The organism is Methylobacterium sp. DB0501, assembly GCF_011043735.1.
In the GTDB taxonomy this organism is placed as follows: domain Bacteria; phylum Pseudomonadota; class Alphaproteobacteria; order Rhizobiales; family Beijerinckiaceae; genus Methylobacterium; species Methylobacterium alsaeris.
Genome location: NZ_JAAKGV010000005.1, coordinates 170,153 through 186,553 on the forward strand (window position 1 = coordinate 170,153; position 16,401 = coordinate 186,553).

Sequence of the window (16,401 nt, forward strand, 5' to 3'; positions counted from 1 at the left end):
CGGGATCACCTTGTCCGAGGAGCGTGGGGGGCGGCCGTCAGCCCGCCGCGTAGACGGTGCGGGCCTGCTCGGGCGTGATGAACCCGTCGAGGAGGTCGTCGCGGACGCGGGTCCTGTCGCGGGCCTCCGGCGGCCCCCAGCCGCCGCCGGCCGGGGAGCTGATGCGGATGCGGTCGCCGGGGGCGATCGGCACGTTGGCGAACTTGCTCGGCGAGACCTTGCCGAAAGCCTGCGCCACGGTGAGCCACTCCCCGCTCCCCGCCCGCATCATCAGGAGTTCCGCCTTCGCGCCTTCGTGCCCGCCATGGAGGCCCCAGGGACTGACCTTCTGGCGGTCGCTCATGTAGCTGAACGTCATCGGCGTGCCGGTGCTGCGCACCGTCTTCGAGAGGGCGAGGCCGCCGCGGAAGGTGCCCGGCCCGCCTGAGCCGTCGACGAGGCGAAACTCCTCGACGTGCCAGGGGAAGCGGTACTCGAACACCTCGACCGGGATGTGCGGGCAATTGCCGTTGATGCCGCCGACCGCGTCGTTGCCGTCGGCGAAGCTGCGTCCGCCCCAGCCGACCGGGGTGAGATCGTAGCAGCAGAAGAACTCGCCGGTCGCCGGGTCGGTGCCGCCGAACAGGAAATTGCTGTGCGTCGCCCCGTCGGTCGCCGCCGAGCGCTCCTTGAGGCCGGGCGCCAGGGCGCCCATCACGCAATTGGCGATCCGGCAATGGGTCTCGGTGTTGCCGCCGACCGAGGGGCCGGGGAAGTTCACGTTCACCACCGTGCCGGGCGGAGCGAGCACCCGGATCGGCCGGAAGCAGCCGGAATTCTTCGGGATCGTCGCATCGGTGAGCTGGAGGACCGCGTTGTAGGCCGCCCCGTAGGCGACCCCGAGGGTGCCGTTGATCGGCCCCCTCGCCTGGGGCGAGGAGCCGTGATAATCGACCACGAGGTCGGAGCCCGCCACCGTCACCTCGGCCCGGATGGTGAAGGCCCGATCCTCGATGCCGTCATCCTCCATGCAATCCTCGAAGACGTAGCGGCCGTCCGGGATTTTTTGGATCTCCGCCCGCATCCGGCGCTCGGAATAGTCCATCAGCGCCGCGACGTGCTCGCGGAAGGCCGCGACCCCGTGCTTGCGCACAAGATCGGCCATGCGCCGCTCGCCGAGATCGGTGGCGGCGATGAGGGCGCGGAAGTCGCCGTAATTGTAGCGCGGGGTGCGGACATTCGCGAGCATCAGGCGCCAGACGTCGTCGACGTCGCGGCCGGCCCGCTTGATCTTCACCGGCGGCACCCGCAATCCCTCGTGGAAGACTTCTGTCGCCTCGCCGGCGAAGCCCGCCGGCGCCATGCCGCCGACCTCGCAGACATGGCCGATCGCGACCGAGAACCCGATCAGGCTGCCCTCGACGAAGACCGGCTTGAAGAAGGTGTGCTCCGGCGTGTGCAGGCCGCCCCGGTAGGGGTCGTTGTGGACGAGGACGTCGCCCTCCTCCAGCTCTGACAGGGCGATCTCCTGAACGCAGGAGCGCAGCAGCAGCGGCATGCCGCCGATCATCGAGGGGCAGAAATCGCCGGTGGCGACCAGCTCGCCGGTCGGCAGGGCAAGGCCGCACGTGAAGTCGAGGGACTCCGAAAAAATCGTCGAGTAGGAGGTGCGCATCAGCGTCACCCCCATGTCGCGGCAGATCGAGACCAGGATGCCGCCGACGATGTTGAGCGAGACCATGTCCATGGCGGTGGGCTCCCCGGGCTTCAGGCGGTGATCAGCAGGTTGCCGGTGCGGTCGACCCTCAGGCTCTTGCCGGGATCGAGCACCGTGACCGAGGCCGCCTCCTCGACGAGGGCCGGCCCGGTGAGCGCGTGGCCGGCCCGCAGGTCGTCGCGGGCGTAGACCGGGGTGTCGATGAAGCCGTCGCCGAACCAGACCGGGCGCCGCCCGCGCGGCACGGCCGGGCCGTCGGCCTCCGGGATCGCCGGGAAATCGAGGTCGCCGGTGCGGGCAGTGCCGGTGACCAGGAAGTTGACCATCTCCATCGGGTCGTCGAGGCGGAAGCCGAACCGGGCCTCGTGCTGGGCGTGGAAGGTCGCGAGCAGCGCAGCGATCTCGTCCTCGGTGAAGGATTCGGCCTCGGTCGGGATCTCCAGCTCGTAGTTCTGGCCGAGATAGCGCATCTCGACGCTGCGCCGGATCGCAACCGCGTGGTGCCCTTGCGCCGCGAGTTCGGCGCGGCACTCGGCGACGAGGTCGCCCATCGCCGCAGCGGCGCGGGCGCGGTCGAAGGCCCGGGAGGTGAGTTGCACCGTACGGGCGCGGTCGACCCGCGCATCCGCCATGGTGAAGCCGAAGGCGGAGAACTGGCCCGGGAAGTTCGGCACCAGGCCGCGGGGAATCGCGGCCTCGCTCATCAGGTCGCCGATATGGGGCGGGCCGGCGCCGCCGAAGGCGACGAGGACGAAGTCGCGCGGGTCGAGGCCCTGCTCGGTCAGCACCGTGTGCAAAGCTCCCACCATGTTGTTGTTGGCGATCCGCACGATGGCGAGCGCCGCCTGCTCGACCGAGAGGCCGAGGGCCTGCCCGATCGGGCTGATCGCCGCGCGGGCGGCCTGCGCGTCGAGCGCCATGGCGCCGCCGAGGAAGTTGCCGGCGCCGATGCGGCCGAGCACCACGTTGGCATCGGTGACGGTCGGCCGGGTGCCGCCGCTTCCGTAGCAGGCCGGGCCGGGATCGGCCCCGGCGCTCTCGGGGCCGACCACCAGCATGCCGCCGGCATCGATCCGGGCGATCGAGCCGCCGCCGGCCCCGATGGTGCGGATGTCGATCATCGGGACCTGGATCGGCCGGCCCCAGGAGATCTCGAAATCGGTGGTGAACTTCTCCTGGCCGTCCACCACCGTCGAGACGTCGGTCGAGGTGCCGCCCATGTCGAGGGTGACGAGGTTCGGCAGGCCGAGATGCGCGGCGACCCGCTTGGCGGCGATGACCCCGCCGGTGGGGCCGGAGACGGCGATCTGGACCGGCTGCGCGACCGCGGCGTCCAGGCTCATCTCGCCGCCATTCGAGCGCATCACCACGATGCCGGCCGCGACGCCCTGCTCGTCGAGCTGCCGGCGCATCGCCCCGAGCTGGCGGCCGACCACCGGCTTGATGAAGGCGTCGCAGATCGTGGTCGAGGCGCGGAAATGCTCCTTCCACTTCGGCAGCACCTCGTAGGAGATCGAGACCGGCAGGCCGGGCAGGCGCTCGGCGAAGATCGCCTTGATCCGCCGCTCGTGCCCGGGCGCGAGATAGGAGTGGAGCAGCACCACCGCGACCGCCTCGACCGCGCCCTCGGCCTTCAGCCGGTCGGCGAGCTCGATCACCGCCGCCTCGTCGAGGGGCTGGAGCACCGCCCCGTCGGCGCCGACCCGCTCGTCGACCTCGTGGGCATCGCGCCGCATCACGAACGGCTTCGGCTTGACCCAGGCGAGGTCGTAATGGTGGCGCCGGTTGCCGCGGCCGATGAACGGCACGTCGCGAAAGCCGCGGGTCGTCACGTAGGCGACCCGGGCGCCCTTGCCTTCGAGCAGGGCGTTCGTCGCCACCGTGGTGCCGAGCCGGATCGCCCGGATCGCCGGGATGTCGCCGAAGGCGCGCAAGCCCGTCATGATGCCCTGGATCGGGTCCTGGGGCGTCGAGAGGTTCTTCCACGCCCGGAGCGCCCGGCCGGATTCGTCGTAGGCGACGAAATCCGTGAAGGTGCCGCCGATGTCGATGCCGAGCCGATAGGCCATGGGGCGTCCTCCCTTCGTCAGGCGTGGATCGAGGAATAGTCGACCGGGGTGGCGTGCCAGCCTTGGGCACGCTTCTCCCAGAAGGCGTCGTGCAGGCGCCGGAAGACCGGGCCGGGCCGGTCGTTGCCCATGATCCGCCCGTCGATGCGCGAGGCCGGCATGATCCCGCCTGCGGTCGTCACTAGCAGGATCTCGTCGGCGTCGCGCAGCTCCGCCACGGTCACCGGCCGGACCGCGACGGCGAGGTCCATCTCGCGGGCGAGTTCGATCACCGATTGGCGGGTCAGCCCTTCGAGCACGCCGGCATCCGGGGTCGCGAGCCGTCCGTCGGCGACGACGAACAGGTTGAAGCCCGGGCCCTCCGTCACGTGGCCGTCCTCGTCGAGGAGGACGCAGAAATCGGCGCCGCGGTCATGGGCCTCGAACTGGCCGCGGGTCAGGTCGGCCCAGTGGAAGTTCTTCGCCCGCGGATCGACCGAGCGGGCCGGGATGCGCAGGGTCTCGGCCACCACCAGATGGGCGCCGCGCGCCATCACGTCGGGCCGCACCAGGGAGATCCACGGCAGGGCGAAGGCCGCGAGGTAGTTGCGGGCATGGGCCGGGTGGTAGGGCTGCCCGGCGGGCGGGCGCCCGCGCAGGCAATCCATCGCCACGTAGGCGTCGCGCAGGCCCGCGAGCGCGACGCAGCGGTGCAGCACCCGCGCGATCGCCGCGTCGTCTTCCGGGGGGTTGAGCCGGAAGGTCTCCATCGAGGCGCGGAAGCGCCGGAGATGGTCGCCGAGCCGGAAGAAGGCGCCGTCGCGCACCCCGACCACGTCGTAGGTGACGTCGGAGCGGCGGTAGCCCCAGTCGGTGATCGGGATCGCGGCTTGAGCGATCGGCATGAAGCGGCCGTCGATGTAGGCGGCGCCGGCCGTCCAGGGAATCGGGGTCTCCGTGGAAGGCATCTCGGTCACGGGCATCCTCCGGGCTGTCACGACGCCGCCTTGGGCCGGGGGCTGATTCGCGCCGGGGCGGCGAAGCCGAACCGGCGCGAGGGCAGGACGAGTTCGCGCCCGCGGCTGAGGCCGTTCGGGCGGAAGATCAGGATCAGCGCCATGACGAGGCCGAGCCCGATCTCCTGGCTGCCGGCGGGCAGCGCCAGGGCGGTCCCGCCGAGGGTGATCCCGCGTTCGAGGAGGCGCAGCACCTCGACGACGGCCGTCACCGCGACGACCCCGGTGACGGCGCCGGTGAGGCTCGCCTGGCCGCCGACCACCAGCATGGCGATCGTGATGAAGGACAGGCTGAGGTAGAACGGATCGACCGTCAGGATGCCGAGGAACTGGGCGTAGAGCCCGCCGCCCATGCCGGTGATCGCGGCGCTGAGCACGAAGGCGATCAGGCGCATCCGCACCACCTTCACGGCGCAGGCGCGCGCCGCGACCTCGTCGTCGCGGGAGGCCCGCAGCATCAGGCCGACGCGCGAGACCTGGAACCCGTAGGCCGCCAGGATCGCCAGGCCCGAAAAGCCGTAGGCGGTCCAGGGGCCGACCACCGTCGGGATGCCGACGATCGAGCTGACCCCGGCGGTCACCGAATCCCAGTTGGCGTAGACGCTGTTGACGATGATGAGGAAGGCGAAGGTGGCGATCGAGGCCGCCGTCCCCGACAGCCGCATGATCGCCAGCCCGAGCCCGAAGGCGACGAGGGCCGGCAGCAGAACCGCGCCCAGGATCGCGACCCAGAACGGCAGCTGGTTCTCCTGGAGCACTACCGGCAGGCCCTGGAGCATGATCTGCTTGAACGACGGCTCGGCGGTGGCCCAGGCCGCCGCATAGGCGCCGATGCACATGAAGCCGACCTGGCCGAAGGAGATGATGCCGGAATTGCCGATGAAGACGAACAGCCCGACCACGACGACGACCCGGATGAACATCTCGGTCAGCGTCACCTGCACGGAATCGCCGCCGAGGAGACCGAGGACGGCGATCAGCCCGAGGAGCAGGATCAGCAGCAGGGGCGTCTGATGGCGGGCGAGGAGGCGCATCGCAGTCCCCATCAGACGCGCTCGATCGTGCTGCGGGCCGGCACGAGCCCGCTCGGGCGCACCAGCAGGACCAGGATCACGAAGGCGAAGGCGTCGCGGAAGGCGCGCAGGTCCGGCGGCAGGTAGGCCTGGAGCATCGTGACGATGAGCCCGATGGTGAAGCCGCCGACCACCGCCCCGACGAGGCTGCCCATGCCGCCGACCACCACCGCCACGAAGGCGAACAGCGCCAGCGGCACGCCCATTGTGTGGCTGAGCGAGCCGGATTGCGTCGTGGTGAGGAGCGAGACCACCCCGGCGAGGATGCCGCTGATCGCGAAGGCGAGGCCGATCACGAGGTTGCCGCGCACGCCGAGATACTGCGCCATGCGGAAATCCTCGGCGGCCGCCCGCATCTGGATGCCGTACGGCGTCTTCTTGAGGAACAGCGTCAGGCCGCCCATCAGCACGAGGGTCACCACCAGGGTGACGAGCTGGAGCATCGGCACCCGGAGCTCGCCGATCAGGATCTGGCTGTTGGCGCCGCTCCACAGGTCCACGGCCTTCGGCCGCGCGCCGTAGGCCATCAGCACGCCGTTCTGGATGATGTAGCTCACCGCGAAGGAGGCGATCATCAGGGTCGGCGAGGAGGCGCGGCGCAGGGGCCGGAACACCAGGGCGTCGGTGAGGAGCGCCGCCACGATCACGATGAGGCAGATCGTCGGGATCATCACCGGCCAGGGCCAGCCGCCGATGAGGAGGCGGGCGGTCACGTCGGCCGAGGGCACGATCAGCGCGTAGGCGCCCACCGTGATGAAATCGCCGTGGGCGAAGTTGATGAGCCGCAGGATGCCGAAGAGAAGCCCGATGCCGAGCGCCACCAGGGCGTAGATGCTGCCCAGGCTCACCGCATCGACGAGGTTCTGCAGGAACGGGATCACGCGCTCGCCTCCGCCGGTTGGGCCGCCCGCTCGCCGAAGCCGAAATAGGCTTGCCGGATCGCCTCGCCGTCCTTGAGGTCGGCCGCCCGGCCCTCGAGCTGGATGCGCCCGCCCCGCAGGACCGAGATGCGGTCGGCGTGCTTGAGGATGCGGGTCGAGCTCTGCTCGTTGATGAGCAGGGTCAGGGAGGCCTGGCGGCGCAGATCGAGCAGGATCTCGTAGATCTGGTCGATGATCTTTGGAGCCAGACCGAGCGACGGCTCGTCGACGAGGAGGAGGCGCGGCCGGGTCATCACCGCGCGGGCCACCGCCAGCATCTGCTGCTCGCCGCCCGACAGGCGCCCGGCCGGGCTGTTCAGCCGCTCGCCGAGGCGCGGCAGCAGCGACAGGATCCGCTCGCGGTCGGCCCGCGCCGCGGCCCGGTCGCCCCGGAGCTGGCCGCCGACGGCGAGGTTCTCGTCCACCGTGAGCGTGCCGAAGACGTGGCGGCCCTCCGGCACCAGGGACACGCCGAGCCGGGCGATCCTTTCGGGCCGCTCGCCCCGGATGCTGGCGCCGTTCAGCCGGATATCGCCGGCATGGGGGACCACGCCGCCGGCGATGGCGGCCATCGTCGTCGACTTGCCGGCCCCGTTCGGCCCGATGATGCAGACGACCTCGCCCTCGGCGACCGACAGCGAGACGCCGCGCAGCGCGACGAGATCGCCGTAGCGGACCTGGATGTTCTCGACCGAGAGGAGCGGCGCCATCCTCAAGCCTCCATGCCCAGATAGGCGGCTATTACCGCCTCGTGACGCTGGATCTCGCCGGGCGTGCCCTCCGCCAGGGTGCGGCCGCCGTCGAGGACGTGGATGCGCTGGCTGATGCCCATCACCACCCGCATGTTGTGCTCGATCAGGAGGACGCCGCAGGTGAAGGTCGACGGGATCGAGGCGACGAGGTCCATCAGTTCCTCGCACTCGGCGTCCGACATGCCGGCGGCCGGCTCGTCGAGGAGCACGAAGGCCGGCGACAGGATCAGGGCGCGGGCGATGCCGAGGCGGCGCTGGTCGGTATAGGCCAGCGCGCCGGCCGGCAGGCCGGCCTTGTCGGAAAGCCCGATCCAGTCGAGCATCGCCCTGGCGTGCTCGCGGGCGGCGCGGAGCGACAGGCCGAGCCCCGCCCCCGTCACCTCGACGTTCTCGATCACGCTCATGTCGCGAAACAGCCGGCCGGCCTGGAAGGTGCGGGCGACGCCGCGGGCGCGGAACTCCGCGGCGCTCCAGCCCGCCGTGTCGGCCTCCCCGAGCAGCACCCTCCCCTCGGTCGGGCGCTGGAAGCCGGTGAGGCAGTTGACCAGGGTGGTCTTGCCGGCGCCGTTCGGGCCGATCAGCCCGAACACCTCGTGGCGATGCAGGGTCAGGCTGACGCCCGAGATCGCCGCGAGGCCCTGGAAGCGCACCGCGAGCCCGTCGGCGGACAGGTCCGAGGCGTTGGTCAGGGCGCGGTCGACGCCCCGGGCCGCCGGTTCGACGTAGGCGTGCTGCATGGGAGGTCCGTCCCTGCGTCCGAGGAGCCGGCTACTTCTTCAGCCGATACAGGACGGCGTCCGGAATGGTGTCCTTGATGGTCCATTCCTCGACCGGGCTCTCCTTGCCGTCGGCATAGGAGACGACGATCATCGGCATCTTGGTCTGGATGTGGAGCTTCGGCGTGAAGGTGCGGGGGCCGAGGATGGTCGGGGCGTTGTCGTCCTTGTTCAGCTCGGCCACCACCTTGGCGGCATCGGTGGTGCCGGTGCTGGTCACCGCCTTGGCCCACAATTCCAGGAAGGCGTAGATCGGGTAGGCGTACTGGGTCGTCGGCGGCTTGCCGTACTTCTTGGCGTAGGCGGCGGTCAGCTCGTTCACCGGGGGCCGCGGGTCATCGACCGTGAGGGCCTGGACCGGCAGGTAGAAGTCCTTCAGGCCCGGCGTCGAGTTGAGCCAGTAGGTGCCGTCCATCGCGGTGGCGCTGAACACCGGCAGGTTGACGCCGGCGGCGCGCAGCTGGCGCACCGCGCTCGCCGCGCCCGGATTTGTCGAGCACAGCATCACGTGGTCGACGCCGCCGGTCCGGATCGCGTCGTTGAGGCGCGTGATCTGCGAGTTGATGGTGGGATCGAGCCCCTTGAAGGTGTCCTGGCCGACGACCTTGCCGCCGACGGTCGGGAAGTTCCACTCGTAGCCGGCGCAGACCGACTTGTTGTACTCGATGGTCTCGTCGACCAGCATGTAGCCCTTGCGCACGCCTTTCTTGGCGTAGCCCCAGCCGGCCATCACGGCGCCTTCGAGCTGGCCGGCATTGTTGGCGGTGAAGGAATAGGGCCCGACGCCGATCACGCCGGCCTTCGGGTCCGAGGCGCCCATGAAGACCGAGACCACCCCGGCCTTCTGGGCCTGGAGCGCGGCCGGGGCGCCGTAATCGTAATCGGCCGAGACCAGGAGCAGGTTGGAGCCCTGGTCGATCAGCTGCTTGCCGACCTTGGCACCCTCGACCCGGTCGGTCTTGGTGTCGGCGGTGACGACCTTGATCGGCTTGCCGAGGAGGCCGCCCTTCTGGTTCGTCTGCTCGATCCAGAGCTGGGCCATCTTGGCGGCCTCGCCGTCATAGGCCTCCATCCAGCCCGAGAAGGCCACCGCGAGCCCGATGGTGATGCCGTCGGCGGCCACCGCCGGCCGCACCCCGAGGGCGAGGGCCGTGGCCAGCACCGCGCCGATGATCCGCTTGCCCGTCATCGTTGGTCCTCCTGCATCGTGGGTCTCGTGCCGAAGGCCGGGGGCGCCGGCCGCTTCCGGTCTGATTGCGCAGACCGGGGCGGGTCCTGGGCAGCCGCGGCCGTTCGCGGTCCGGAGGGCCGCGTCGGCTGTCTCGTTTCGGTAGCCGAACCGGTTTCCAACGGGTCCGCGTCAGGACAGGCAGGCGCGGGATCCCTTCTCCCGTGTGGGCTGGCGGATTCACACAATGCTTCCGAAGCCCAACCCATTGTGACATCAGGCGCTTTTCCATCCCCCTCGTGGGGAGGGGTCAGGGGTGGGGGTGGTGCCGCGTGAAGCGGCGCGGTGCCTCTTGCCCCCCACCTCCAGCTCCTCCCCACAAGGGGGAGGAGGCACGCTATTTTCAAAGGTGAGAACGATCAGACCGACATGTGTGAATACGATAGTCTGAGTATGAGAGGGTAAGTGTCAGGGCGGTGCGGATTCGAATTCGACACTAAGTAGTAAGCTGAAGGAAAAACATTTAGAAATTTACAATCTTGTTTCATATCTGAAAATGATGACGAATGTTTCGCTAAGTCCCCGCCTCAGCCGCCCCCCGCCGCCGCTCCTCCCGCTCCGCCTCCCAATCGACGCACCAGGCGGAGCAGTAGATCCGGCTGTTCGCCCGCACCGTCTCCGGTACCTCGTTGGCCGGGTTCTCGTAGAGGAGGATGCCGCAATTCGGGCACTTGGCGTAGCTCTCGACGTAGAGCCGGTTCGGCGCGAACTTCATCCCCGTGTCCTCTGCGTCAGGTGCGGTGCATCGTCGGCATTCACCAGCGGCTCGCCGCGGCCGCTCCGTCCGTACATCCGGTGGACGAAGGCCCAGGTCGTCTCGAGATGATGCTGCATCGCCGCGACCGAGCGCTCGACGTCGCCGGAGGCCAGCGCCTCGACGATCGGCAAGTGGGCCAGCGCCGATTGCAGGGGCGGCTCGCGCTCGAGATCGACGTAGGCGATGAGCATCTGCACCTCGGTGTCGATGCCCTCATGCGCCCGCAGGGTCTGGCGGTTGCCCGACAATTCGCAGATTCGCCGGTGCAGGGCCATGTCGGCTTGGTTCAGCTCCGCGAGGCGCCCTGCCCGGGCCGCGGCGACCATGCGCTCGACGAGGTGCGCGAGGTCGTCGTGGTCGCCCGGCCGCATCCGCGGCAGGGCCTGCCGGATCGCGAAGGATTCGACGCAGATCCGGAACGAGAACACGTCGTCGACGTCCTGCGGCGTGAACCGGCGCAGGAAATGGCCGCGCCGCGGCGCCGAGACCAGGAAGCCGCGCTGGGCGAGGCCCGAGACCGCCTCCCGCACCGGGTTGCGGCTGATGCCGAGCGTGCGGGCGAGTTCCGCCTCGTTGATGCGGTCGCCCGGGCGCAGACGCCCGGTGGTCAGCGCATCCAGCAAGTAGCGCCGCACCTGATCGGACAAGCTCAGCGTGTCGATCAGCTTCTGCACGGCGCTCGTCTCCGGCAATCGGGACATGGACGGTCTTCCTCCTGCGAGCGGCGGGGCCGGGGCGGATCGAAAACCAGCTGTCTGCTTTCGAATACATGAATTGCAGACAGTGGACAGTTTATGAGACTACTATCAACTGTCAACGTGAGCCATTGCAGGAATGTTGAGCGGCGCCTGCCCGCTTCATGGGCAGGCGCCGACCGGGGCTCAGGCGTCGCGCCACCCGGCGGCCGAGCGCTTGGCGAATTGCTCGCGGAACTGCGCGGTCGAGCGCGGCAGAAGGGTCCCCTTGTCCCAGTCGAGGAGCACGCCGTAGCGGCGCACCACGTCGAGGGTGTCGAGGCGCCCGGCCCGGTATTCCTGCGCCACGTGCTCCGGATCGGTCGCGAGCCAGCCGCGGCGCTGCCCGCGGATCTCGGCCCGCAGGGCCTCGGTCGCCGCTTCATCGACCTCGTAGTGGCAGAGTTCGGCGTCGATCACCCGGATCACCACGCCGTAATCCTTGGCCGCGCGGGCCACCGAGACGTAGTCGTCGGCGACGTCCTCGACGACCCTGGCGGGATCGCGCTCCAGGGGATCGCCGAAGCCGCCTCCTCCCGCGGTCGGGCGGCTGAACGTGTCGCCGGGGCCGATCGGCACGTCGGAGAAGACCGAGCCGAGCCATTCCGGCGCCTGCCCCGCCCGGGTGAGGGAGAGCCCGTGCGGCATGGAGGGCAGCCCGCCCTCGATGCCCCAGACCACCGCCCGCTCGCGGTCGCAGATGTAGGAGATGACGCTGCCCTCGGCCTCCAGCATCACCGAGGTCTTGCGAACCCCGGCGCCGCCGCGCCAGCGCCCCGGCCCGGCGGAATCGGTCAGGATCTCGTACTCGGTGGTCAGGATCGGGTTCGCCCGCTCCTGGCCCTCGACCGGCTGCGACATCAGCCCGGTGCCGAAGCAGGCAGTGGTGACGTTGCTGCCGTCCTTGCCGTTGCGCCCGCCCCAGCCGCCGGGCAGCCAGTCGTAGAACATGTAGATCGGCTTGTCGGCCCGGCGCCCGTCGCGGCCGCCGGTCAGCAGGTATTCGAGATTGAACGCGCAGGCGATGGCCCGTTCGGGCATGATCCGCGACCACATCTCGTAGATCGCGTTCATGATCTTCTCGAACGGCATCAGGAAGCCGGTGACGGCGACCGGCCACCTGGCGTCGACGATCGAGCCTTCCGGCGCGACGATCGAGAAGGCGCGGTAGAAGCCGCTGTTGAGCGGCAGGTCGGGGAAGAAGGTCTTCATGCCCGCCGCCACCGCCGAGAAGGTGGCGCCGAAGGCCGAGTTGTAGATCGACCCGATGGTCGGGTGGCTTCCTGTGAAGTCGTAGGTGACGGTGTCGCCGCGGATCGTCATCTTGATCCGGATCGGGATCATGCCCTCCGGCCCGCTCGGGTCGCGGTCGATGAAGTCCACCGTCTCCCACTCGCCGTCGGGGAGCGCCGCGAGGCGCTGGCGCACCGCGCGCTCGACGTAGTCCTGGACGGCGGCGAGGCCCGTCTCGACGGTCTCGCGGCCGTACTTCTCAACGAGGCGCAGGATCTCGCGCTCGCAGACCTGGGTCGCCTCGGCCTGGGCCTGGATGTCGCCGATGATCGAGGCCGGGTCGCGGGTATTGGCGGCGATCAGGCAGGCGACGTCGGCACAGAACCGGCCCTTCGAGAACAGCCGCACCGGGGTGATGCGCAGGCCCTCGCGGAACATGTCGCGGGCGGTGACGTCGAACGAGCCCGGCACGCTGCCGCCGACATCGGACCAGTGGCCGTTCGACTGGCTGAAGGCGATGATCTTGCCGTCGGCGAAGATCGGCCGGATCAGCCGCACGTCGCAGAAATGAGTGCCGCCGGCATACGGGTCGTTGATGGCGAAGACGTCGCCGGGATGCATGTCGCCGGCAAAGGCCCGCATCACGTCCTGGCAGGTGAAGTGCAGCGTGCCGACATGGACCGCGATGTCCTGGTTGCCCTGCGCCGCCGAGTGCCCGTGGGCGTCGTGCAGCGCGCTCGAGAAGTCGCGGTTGTAGATCACGAACGAGTAGCAGGTCCGCAGGATCTGCTCGCCCATCTGGTCGACGCTAGTGATGAAGGCGTTCTTCAGCACCTCGAAGGTGACGGGGTCGAGGGTCTCGGCCATGGCGCTCACTCCTTCACCCGGATCAGGATGTTCAGGTAGCGGTCGACCTCCGCATTGGTGCCGGGCGGGACCAGGACGGTGGAATCGACCTGCTCGACCACCGCCGGGCCGGTCAGGCGGAAGCCCGCCGGCAGGGTCGTGCGGTCGTAGACGGGAGTGTCGTGGTCGGTGCCGTCGAACCAGACCGGGCGCCGGCTCACCGGGTCCGGCGTGACGCCGGTGGGCGCGTGGGTGGCCAGCGCCGCCTTCGGCACCAGGCCGACCGCCTTGAGGTTGAGGCGGAAGAAGCCGACCGGCGCGTCGTCGCGGCGGAAATTGTATTCCCGCTCATGGTGGCGGTGGAACGCCTCGGTGAGATCGGCAATCGCCCCGATCGGCCGCGGCGCCGGCACGGCGAGCGAGCGCCACTGGCCCTGGTACATCATGTCGATGCTGCGCTGGAGCGCGATGTCGGCTTCCGCGACGCCCTCATGGGCGAGGCGGGCGAGCGCCTCCGCCTCGAGCCGGTCGAACTCGGCCTCGATCGCCGCCGGATCGGCCTCGGCGGCGCCGACGAGGTAGCTCTCGGAAAAATCGTGCTGGATGTCGACGAGGAGGCAGCCGAGCGCCGAGGTGACGCCGGGATTGGGCGGCACGATCACCACCGGAATCGCAAGCTCGCGGGCGATGTCGACCCCGTGCAGGGCGCCGGCGCCCCCGAAGGCCACGAGGGCGAAGTCGCGCGGGTCGTAGCCGCGGCTGATCGAGATCAGCCGCACGGCGTCCGACATGTTGGCGTTGGCGACCCGCAGGATCGCGTCGGCGGCCTCCGGCAGGGAGAGGCCGAACGGCTCGGCCACGCCCTCGCGCACGGCCTCCGCCGCCAGACCCTGATCCAGGGTGATCTTGCCGCCGGCGAGACTCGTGCCGAGGCGGCCCAGGACCACGTTGGCGTCGCTGTTGGTCGGCTGGCGGTTGCCGTTGCCGTAGCAGGCCGGTCCCGGAAAGGCGCCCGCCGATTGCGGCCCGTTGCGCAGGGACCCCGCCTCGTCGGTCCAGGCCAGCGAGCCGCCACCGGCCCCGATGGTCAGCACCTCGATCGACGCGAAGCGGATCGGATAGCCGAACTCGATGTGCCAGTCCTTGGTCACCCGCGACTGGCCCTCATAGGCCAGTGACACGTCGGTCGAGGTGCCGCCCATGTCGAGGCCGATCGAGTTGGCGTAGCCGCACAGGCCGGCGATGTGGCGGCTGGCGATGGCGCCCGCCGCGATGCCGGAGCCTGCGAGCCGCGCCGCGAAGTCCTTGACGCTGCCCGGCGTCATCACCCCGCCGCCGGTGTGCAGCAGGAGCAGGTCGCGGGCGTAGCCGCCCTCGCGCAGGCGCTCGCCGAGGCGGGTGGTGTAATCGACGACGACGGGGCTGAGCGCCGCGTTGACCACGGTGGTCGAGAAGCGTTCGTGCTCGAAGATCTCCGGCAGCACGCCGGACGAGATCGAGACCGGGATGCCGGGCAGCTCCTCCTCCAGGATCGCCTTCATCCGGCGCTCGTTGGTGCCGTTGACGTAGGCGTTCATGAAGCAGACCGCGACCGCCGCGACCTCGCGGCGGCGCAAGATGCGGGCGACCCGGCGCGCCTCCTCGTCGTCGAGGGGCGTGACGATCGTCCCTTGCGCGTCGATCCGCTCCGGCACGGTGAGGCGGTCGCGCCGCGGCACGTAGGGGCGCACCACGTCCTTGTAGGTATCCCAAAGGTCTTCCTTGTTGGCGCGCCGGATCTCGATCACGTCGCGAAACCCCGCGGTGCAGACCATGGCGGTGCGCGGCAGGCGCCGGGTGATGAGGGCGTTCGTCGCCACGGTGGTCCCGTGGGAGAACAAGGCCACCCGCGTCAGGTCGATGCCGGCCTTGCCGACGCCGGCCAGGATGCCGTCGATCGGGTCGCGCGACGAGGCAGTCTTCTCGATCCGGATCAGCCCGGTCGCCTCGTCCATGATGCAGATGTCGGTGAAGGTGCCGCCGACATCGACGGCCACGCGCAGGTTCTGCACGATGGAGCCTCCTGGTTGCGGAAATATCTTTCGACAGACGATCGTGAATCGCCGTCCATGACTTGTACTTCTCGTCATTCCGGGGCTCGCCGCTGGCGAGAGCCCGGGACGACCCGGAGGATGAGAGACGCGGGCGGTGCGACGAGGACGGCCTCTCCCTCACCCCCGCGCCGCCGCCCGTGCCTCCCGCGGGGTGCAGCCGAACTCCGCCCGGTACTGGCGGCTGAACTGGGGCTGGTCGCCGAAGCCCCAGCGATAGGCGATCTCGGAGAGGGAACTCCGGCAGGCCGGGTCGCGCAGGGACTCGTCGCACATCGCCAGCCGCTGGCGGCGGATGAAGCCGCAGACGCTGATCCCCTGCGTCTCGAACAGCTGATGCAGGTAGCGCACCGACAGGCCGCAGGCCTCGGCGATGCCCTGCGGCCCCAGATCGGCGCGGGCGAGGTTGGCGCGGATGTAGCGCTCGACCCGGTGCAGGTGCGCGCCCTGGACCGAGGAGGCCTGGCTGCCGAGCGTCCGCGGATCGGCTTCGACCGCGAGCGCCAGGAGATCGACCAGGTGGCGCCCGGCCACGGCCCGGGCCGCCTCGTCCAGCTCCTCGACCCGGGGCGCGGTCAGGCGCAGCATGTCGACGAACAGGGCGCCGACGCCTTGCGTGGCATCGAAGCTCAAGGTGGCGAGGCGCTCGGGCGCCCCGATCCGGCCGCGCAGGACGGGACTCGGTACCTTGAGCACCCAGAGGGAATTCGGCTCGACATGGGCGAACTCGTAGGGGAGGTGGCTGCGCTCGATCAGGAAGGCGCCCGGCCGGCAGCGCACGTCCTTGCCGTCCTGGCGAAAGCTGACCTCCGCCCGCTCCGGCACGGTGATGAGGAAGCTCTCGTCGTGGGCCTGGAGCAGGTGGCGGGCGTGGCGGCGATAGACGAGGCCGTCCGAGACGTTGCGGGAGATCGCGAGGTCGCCGAGGCTCCAGACCTCGAGGGCGCCGGAGAAGGCCGGGCCGGGGCGAAAACCGAGTTCGAGCGGGAAGTAGGCCCGGCTGACCGCCTCGCTCCAGGCGCGCTTGCGCTCCGCCGGCTCGGCGTGCGCGGTCGAGAACGCGGTTCGCATCACCCGATCCTCCTGCTACTGACACGGTCCGGCGCGTCGCCCCGGGCCGGCTTGCCGGCTCAAGCCAGCACAGTAGACGGCGTTCCGGCGCCCCGCTCTTGCACCTGAGTGCGCGAAGACTTGCTCCTCAGCGCGGTGATCTTCACGCGAACGTGCACAAC

13 protein-coding genes are annotated in these 16,401 nt (G+C 70.0%); all 13 read right to left on the reverse strand.

All coding sequences use genetic code 11. The features are described from left to right. Positions 1-37: 37 nt before the first annotated feature. Positions 38-1,726 (reverse strand): hydantoinase B/oxoprolinase family protein, encoded by a 1,689-nt coding sequence (locus G4G93_RS09595; protein WP_165083491.1) that lies wholly within the window; start codon positions 1,724-1,726, stop codon positions 38-40. Positions 1,727-1,746: 20 nt separating this feature from the next. Further along, complete coding sequence (locus G4G93_RS09600; RefSeq protein WP_165083493.1) at positions 1,747-3,765, reverse strand: hydantoinase/oxoprolinase family protein; 2,019 nt, start codon at positions 3,763-3,765, stop codon at positions 1,747-1,749. Positions 3,766-3,782: 17 nt separating this feature from the next. Next, positions 3,783-4,712, reverse strand: a complete 930-nt coding sequence (locus G4G93_RS09605) for an aminotransferase class IV (RefSeq protein ID WP_165083746.1) — start codon at positions 4,710-4,712, stop codon at positions 3,783-3,785. Between the two features lie 26 nt (positions 4,713-4,738). Further along, positions 4,739-5,806, reverse strand: coding sequence for a branched-chain amino acid ABC transporter permease (locus tag G4G93_RS09610; protein ID WP_165083495.1), 1,068 nt, complete (start codon positions 5,804-5,806; stop codon positions 4,739-4,741). Beyond that, positions 5,806-6,714, reverse strand: a complete 909-nt coding sequence (locus G4G93_RS09615) for a branched-chain amino acid ABC transporter permease (RefSeq protein WP_165083497.1) — start codon at positions 6,712-6,714, stop codon at positions 5,806-5,808. Before G4G93_RS09615 ends, G4G93_RS09610 begins: the two co-directional genes overlap by 1 nt. Further along, positions 6,711-7,463, reverse strand: a complete 753-nt coding sequence (locus G4G93_RS09620) for an ABC transporter ATP-binding protein (protein ID WP_165083499.1) — start codon at positions 7,461-7,463, stop codon at positions 6,711-6,713. The genes G4G93_RS09615 and G4G93_RS09620 overlap by 4 nt, the downstream gene beginning before the upstream one ends. Positions 7,464-7,465: 2 nt before the next feature. Beyond that, positions 7,466-8,242, reverse strand: a complete 777-nt coding sequence (locus G4G93_RS09625) for an ABC transporter ATP-binding protein (RefSeq protein ID WP_165083501.1) — start codon at positions 8,240-8,242, stop codon at positions 7,466-7,468. 31 nt (positions 8,243-8,273) lie between these two features. Beyond that, a complete protein-coding gene (locus G4G93_RS09630; protein WP_165083503.1) occupies positions 8,274-9,470 on the reverse strand; it encodes an ABC transporter substrate-binding protein in 1,197 nt (398 codons plus the stop codon). A gap of 553 nt (positions 9,471-10,023) precedes the next feature. After that, positions 10,024-10,224 carry a hypothetical protein gene (locus G4G93_RS09635; RefSeq protein ID WP_165083505.1) on the reverse strand — a complete coding sequence of 67 codons (201 nt, stop codon included), beginning with the start codon at positions 10,222-10,224 and terminating at the stop codon, positions 10,024-10,026. Beyond that, entirely contained in the window at positions 10,221-10,967 is a 747-nt protein-coding gene (locus tag G4G93_RS09640; RefSeq protein ID WP_165083507.1) for a GntR family transcriptional regulator, read from the reverse strand. Before G4G93_RS09640 ends, G4G93_RS09635 begins: the two co-directional genes overlap by 4 nt. 180 nt (positions 10,968-11,147) lie before the next feature. Next, the gene (locus tag G4G93_RS09645; protein WP_165083509.1) at positions 11,148-13,100 is read right to left on the reverse strand and encodes a hydantoinase B/oxoprolinase family protein; all 1,953 of its coding nucleotides are present in this window, start codon (positions 13,098-13,100) and stop codon (positions 11,148-11,150) included. A 5-nt stretch (positions 13,101-13,105) separates the two neighbouring features. After that, on the reverse strand, positions 13,106-15,130 hold the full coding sequence (locus tag G4G93_RS09650) for a hydantoinase/oxoprolinase family protein (RefSeq protein ID WP_165083511.1): 2,025 nt from the start codon (positions 15,128-15,130) through the stop codon (positions 13,106-13,108). A gap of 159 nt (positions 15,131-15,289) precedes the next feature. Next, entirely contained in the window at positions 15,290-16,240 is a 951-nt protein-coding gene (locus G4G93_RS09655; protein ID WP_165083513.1) for a helix-turn-helix domain-containing protein, read from the reverse strand. Positions 16,241-16,401: the final 161 nt, after the last annotated feature.

Excerpts from the sequence above, each read along its gene's own strand:
- G4G93_RS09595 (WP_165083491.1), bottom strand. The coding sequence starts at position 1,726 with ATGGACATGGTCTCGCTCAACATCGTCGGCGGCATCCTGGTCTCGATC.
- G4G93_RS09600 (WP_165083493.1), bottom strand. The coding sequence starts at position 3,765 with ATGGCCTATCGGCTCGGCATCGACATCGGCGGCACCTTCACGGATTTC.
- G4G93_RS09605 (WP_165083746.1), bottom strand. The coding sequence starts at position 4,712 with ATGCCTTCCACGGAGACCCCGATTCCCTGGACGGCCGGCGCCGCCTAC.
- G4G93_RS09610 (WP_165083495.1), bottom strand. The coding sequence starts at position 5,806 with ATGGGGACTGCGATGCGCCTCCTCGCCCGCCATCAGACGCCCCTGCTG.
- G4G93_RS09620 (WP_165083499.1), bottom strand. The coding sequence starts at position 7,463 with ATGGCGCCGCTCCTCTCGGTCGAGAACATCCAGGTCCGCTACGGCGAT.
- G4G93_RS09625 (WP_165083501.1), bottom strand. The coding sequence starts at position 8,242 with ATGCAGCACGCCTACGTCGAACCGGCGGCCCGGGGCGTCGACCGCGCC.
- G4G93_RS09630 (WP_165083503.1), bottom strand. The coding sequence starts at position 9,470 with ATGACGGGCAAGCGGATCATCGGCGCGGTGCTGGCCACGGCCCTCGCC.
- G4G93_RS09635 (WP_165083505.1), bottom strand. The coding sequence starts at position 10,224 with ATGAAGTTCGCGCCGAACCGGCTCTACGTCGAGAGCTACGCCAAGTGC.
- G4G93_RS09640 (WP_165083507.1), bottom strand. The coding sequence starts at position 10,967 with ATGTCCCGATTGCCGGAGACGAGCGCCGTGCAGAAGCTGATCGACACG.
- G4G93_RS09645 (WP_165083509.1), bottom strand. The coding sequence starts at position 13,100 with ATGGCCGAGACCCTCGACCCCGTCACCTTCGAGGTGCTGAAGAACGCC.
- G4G93_RS09655 (WP_165083513.1), bottom strand. The coding sequence starts at position 16,240 with ATGCGAACCGCGTTCTCGACCGCGCACGCCGAGCCGGCGGAGCGCAAG.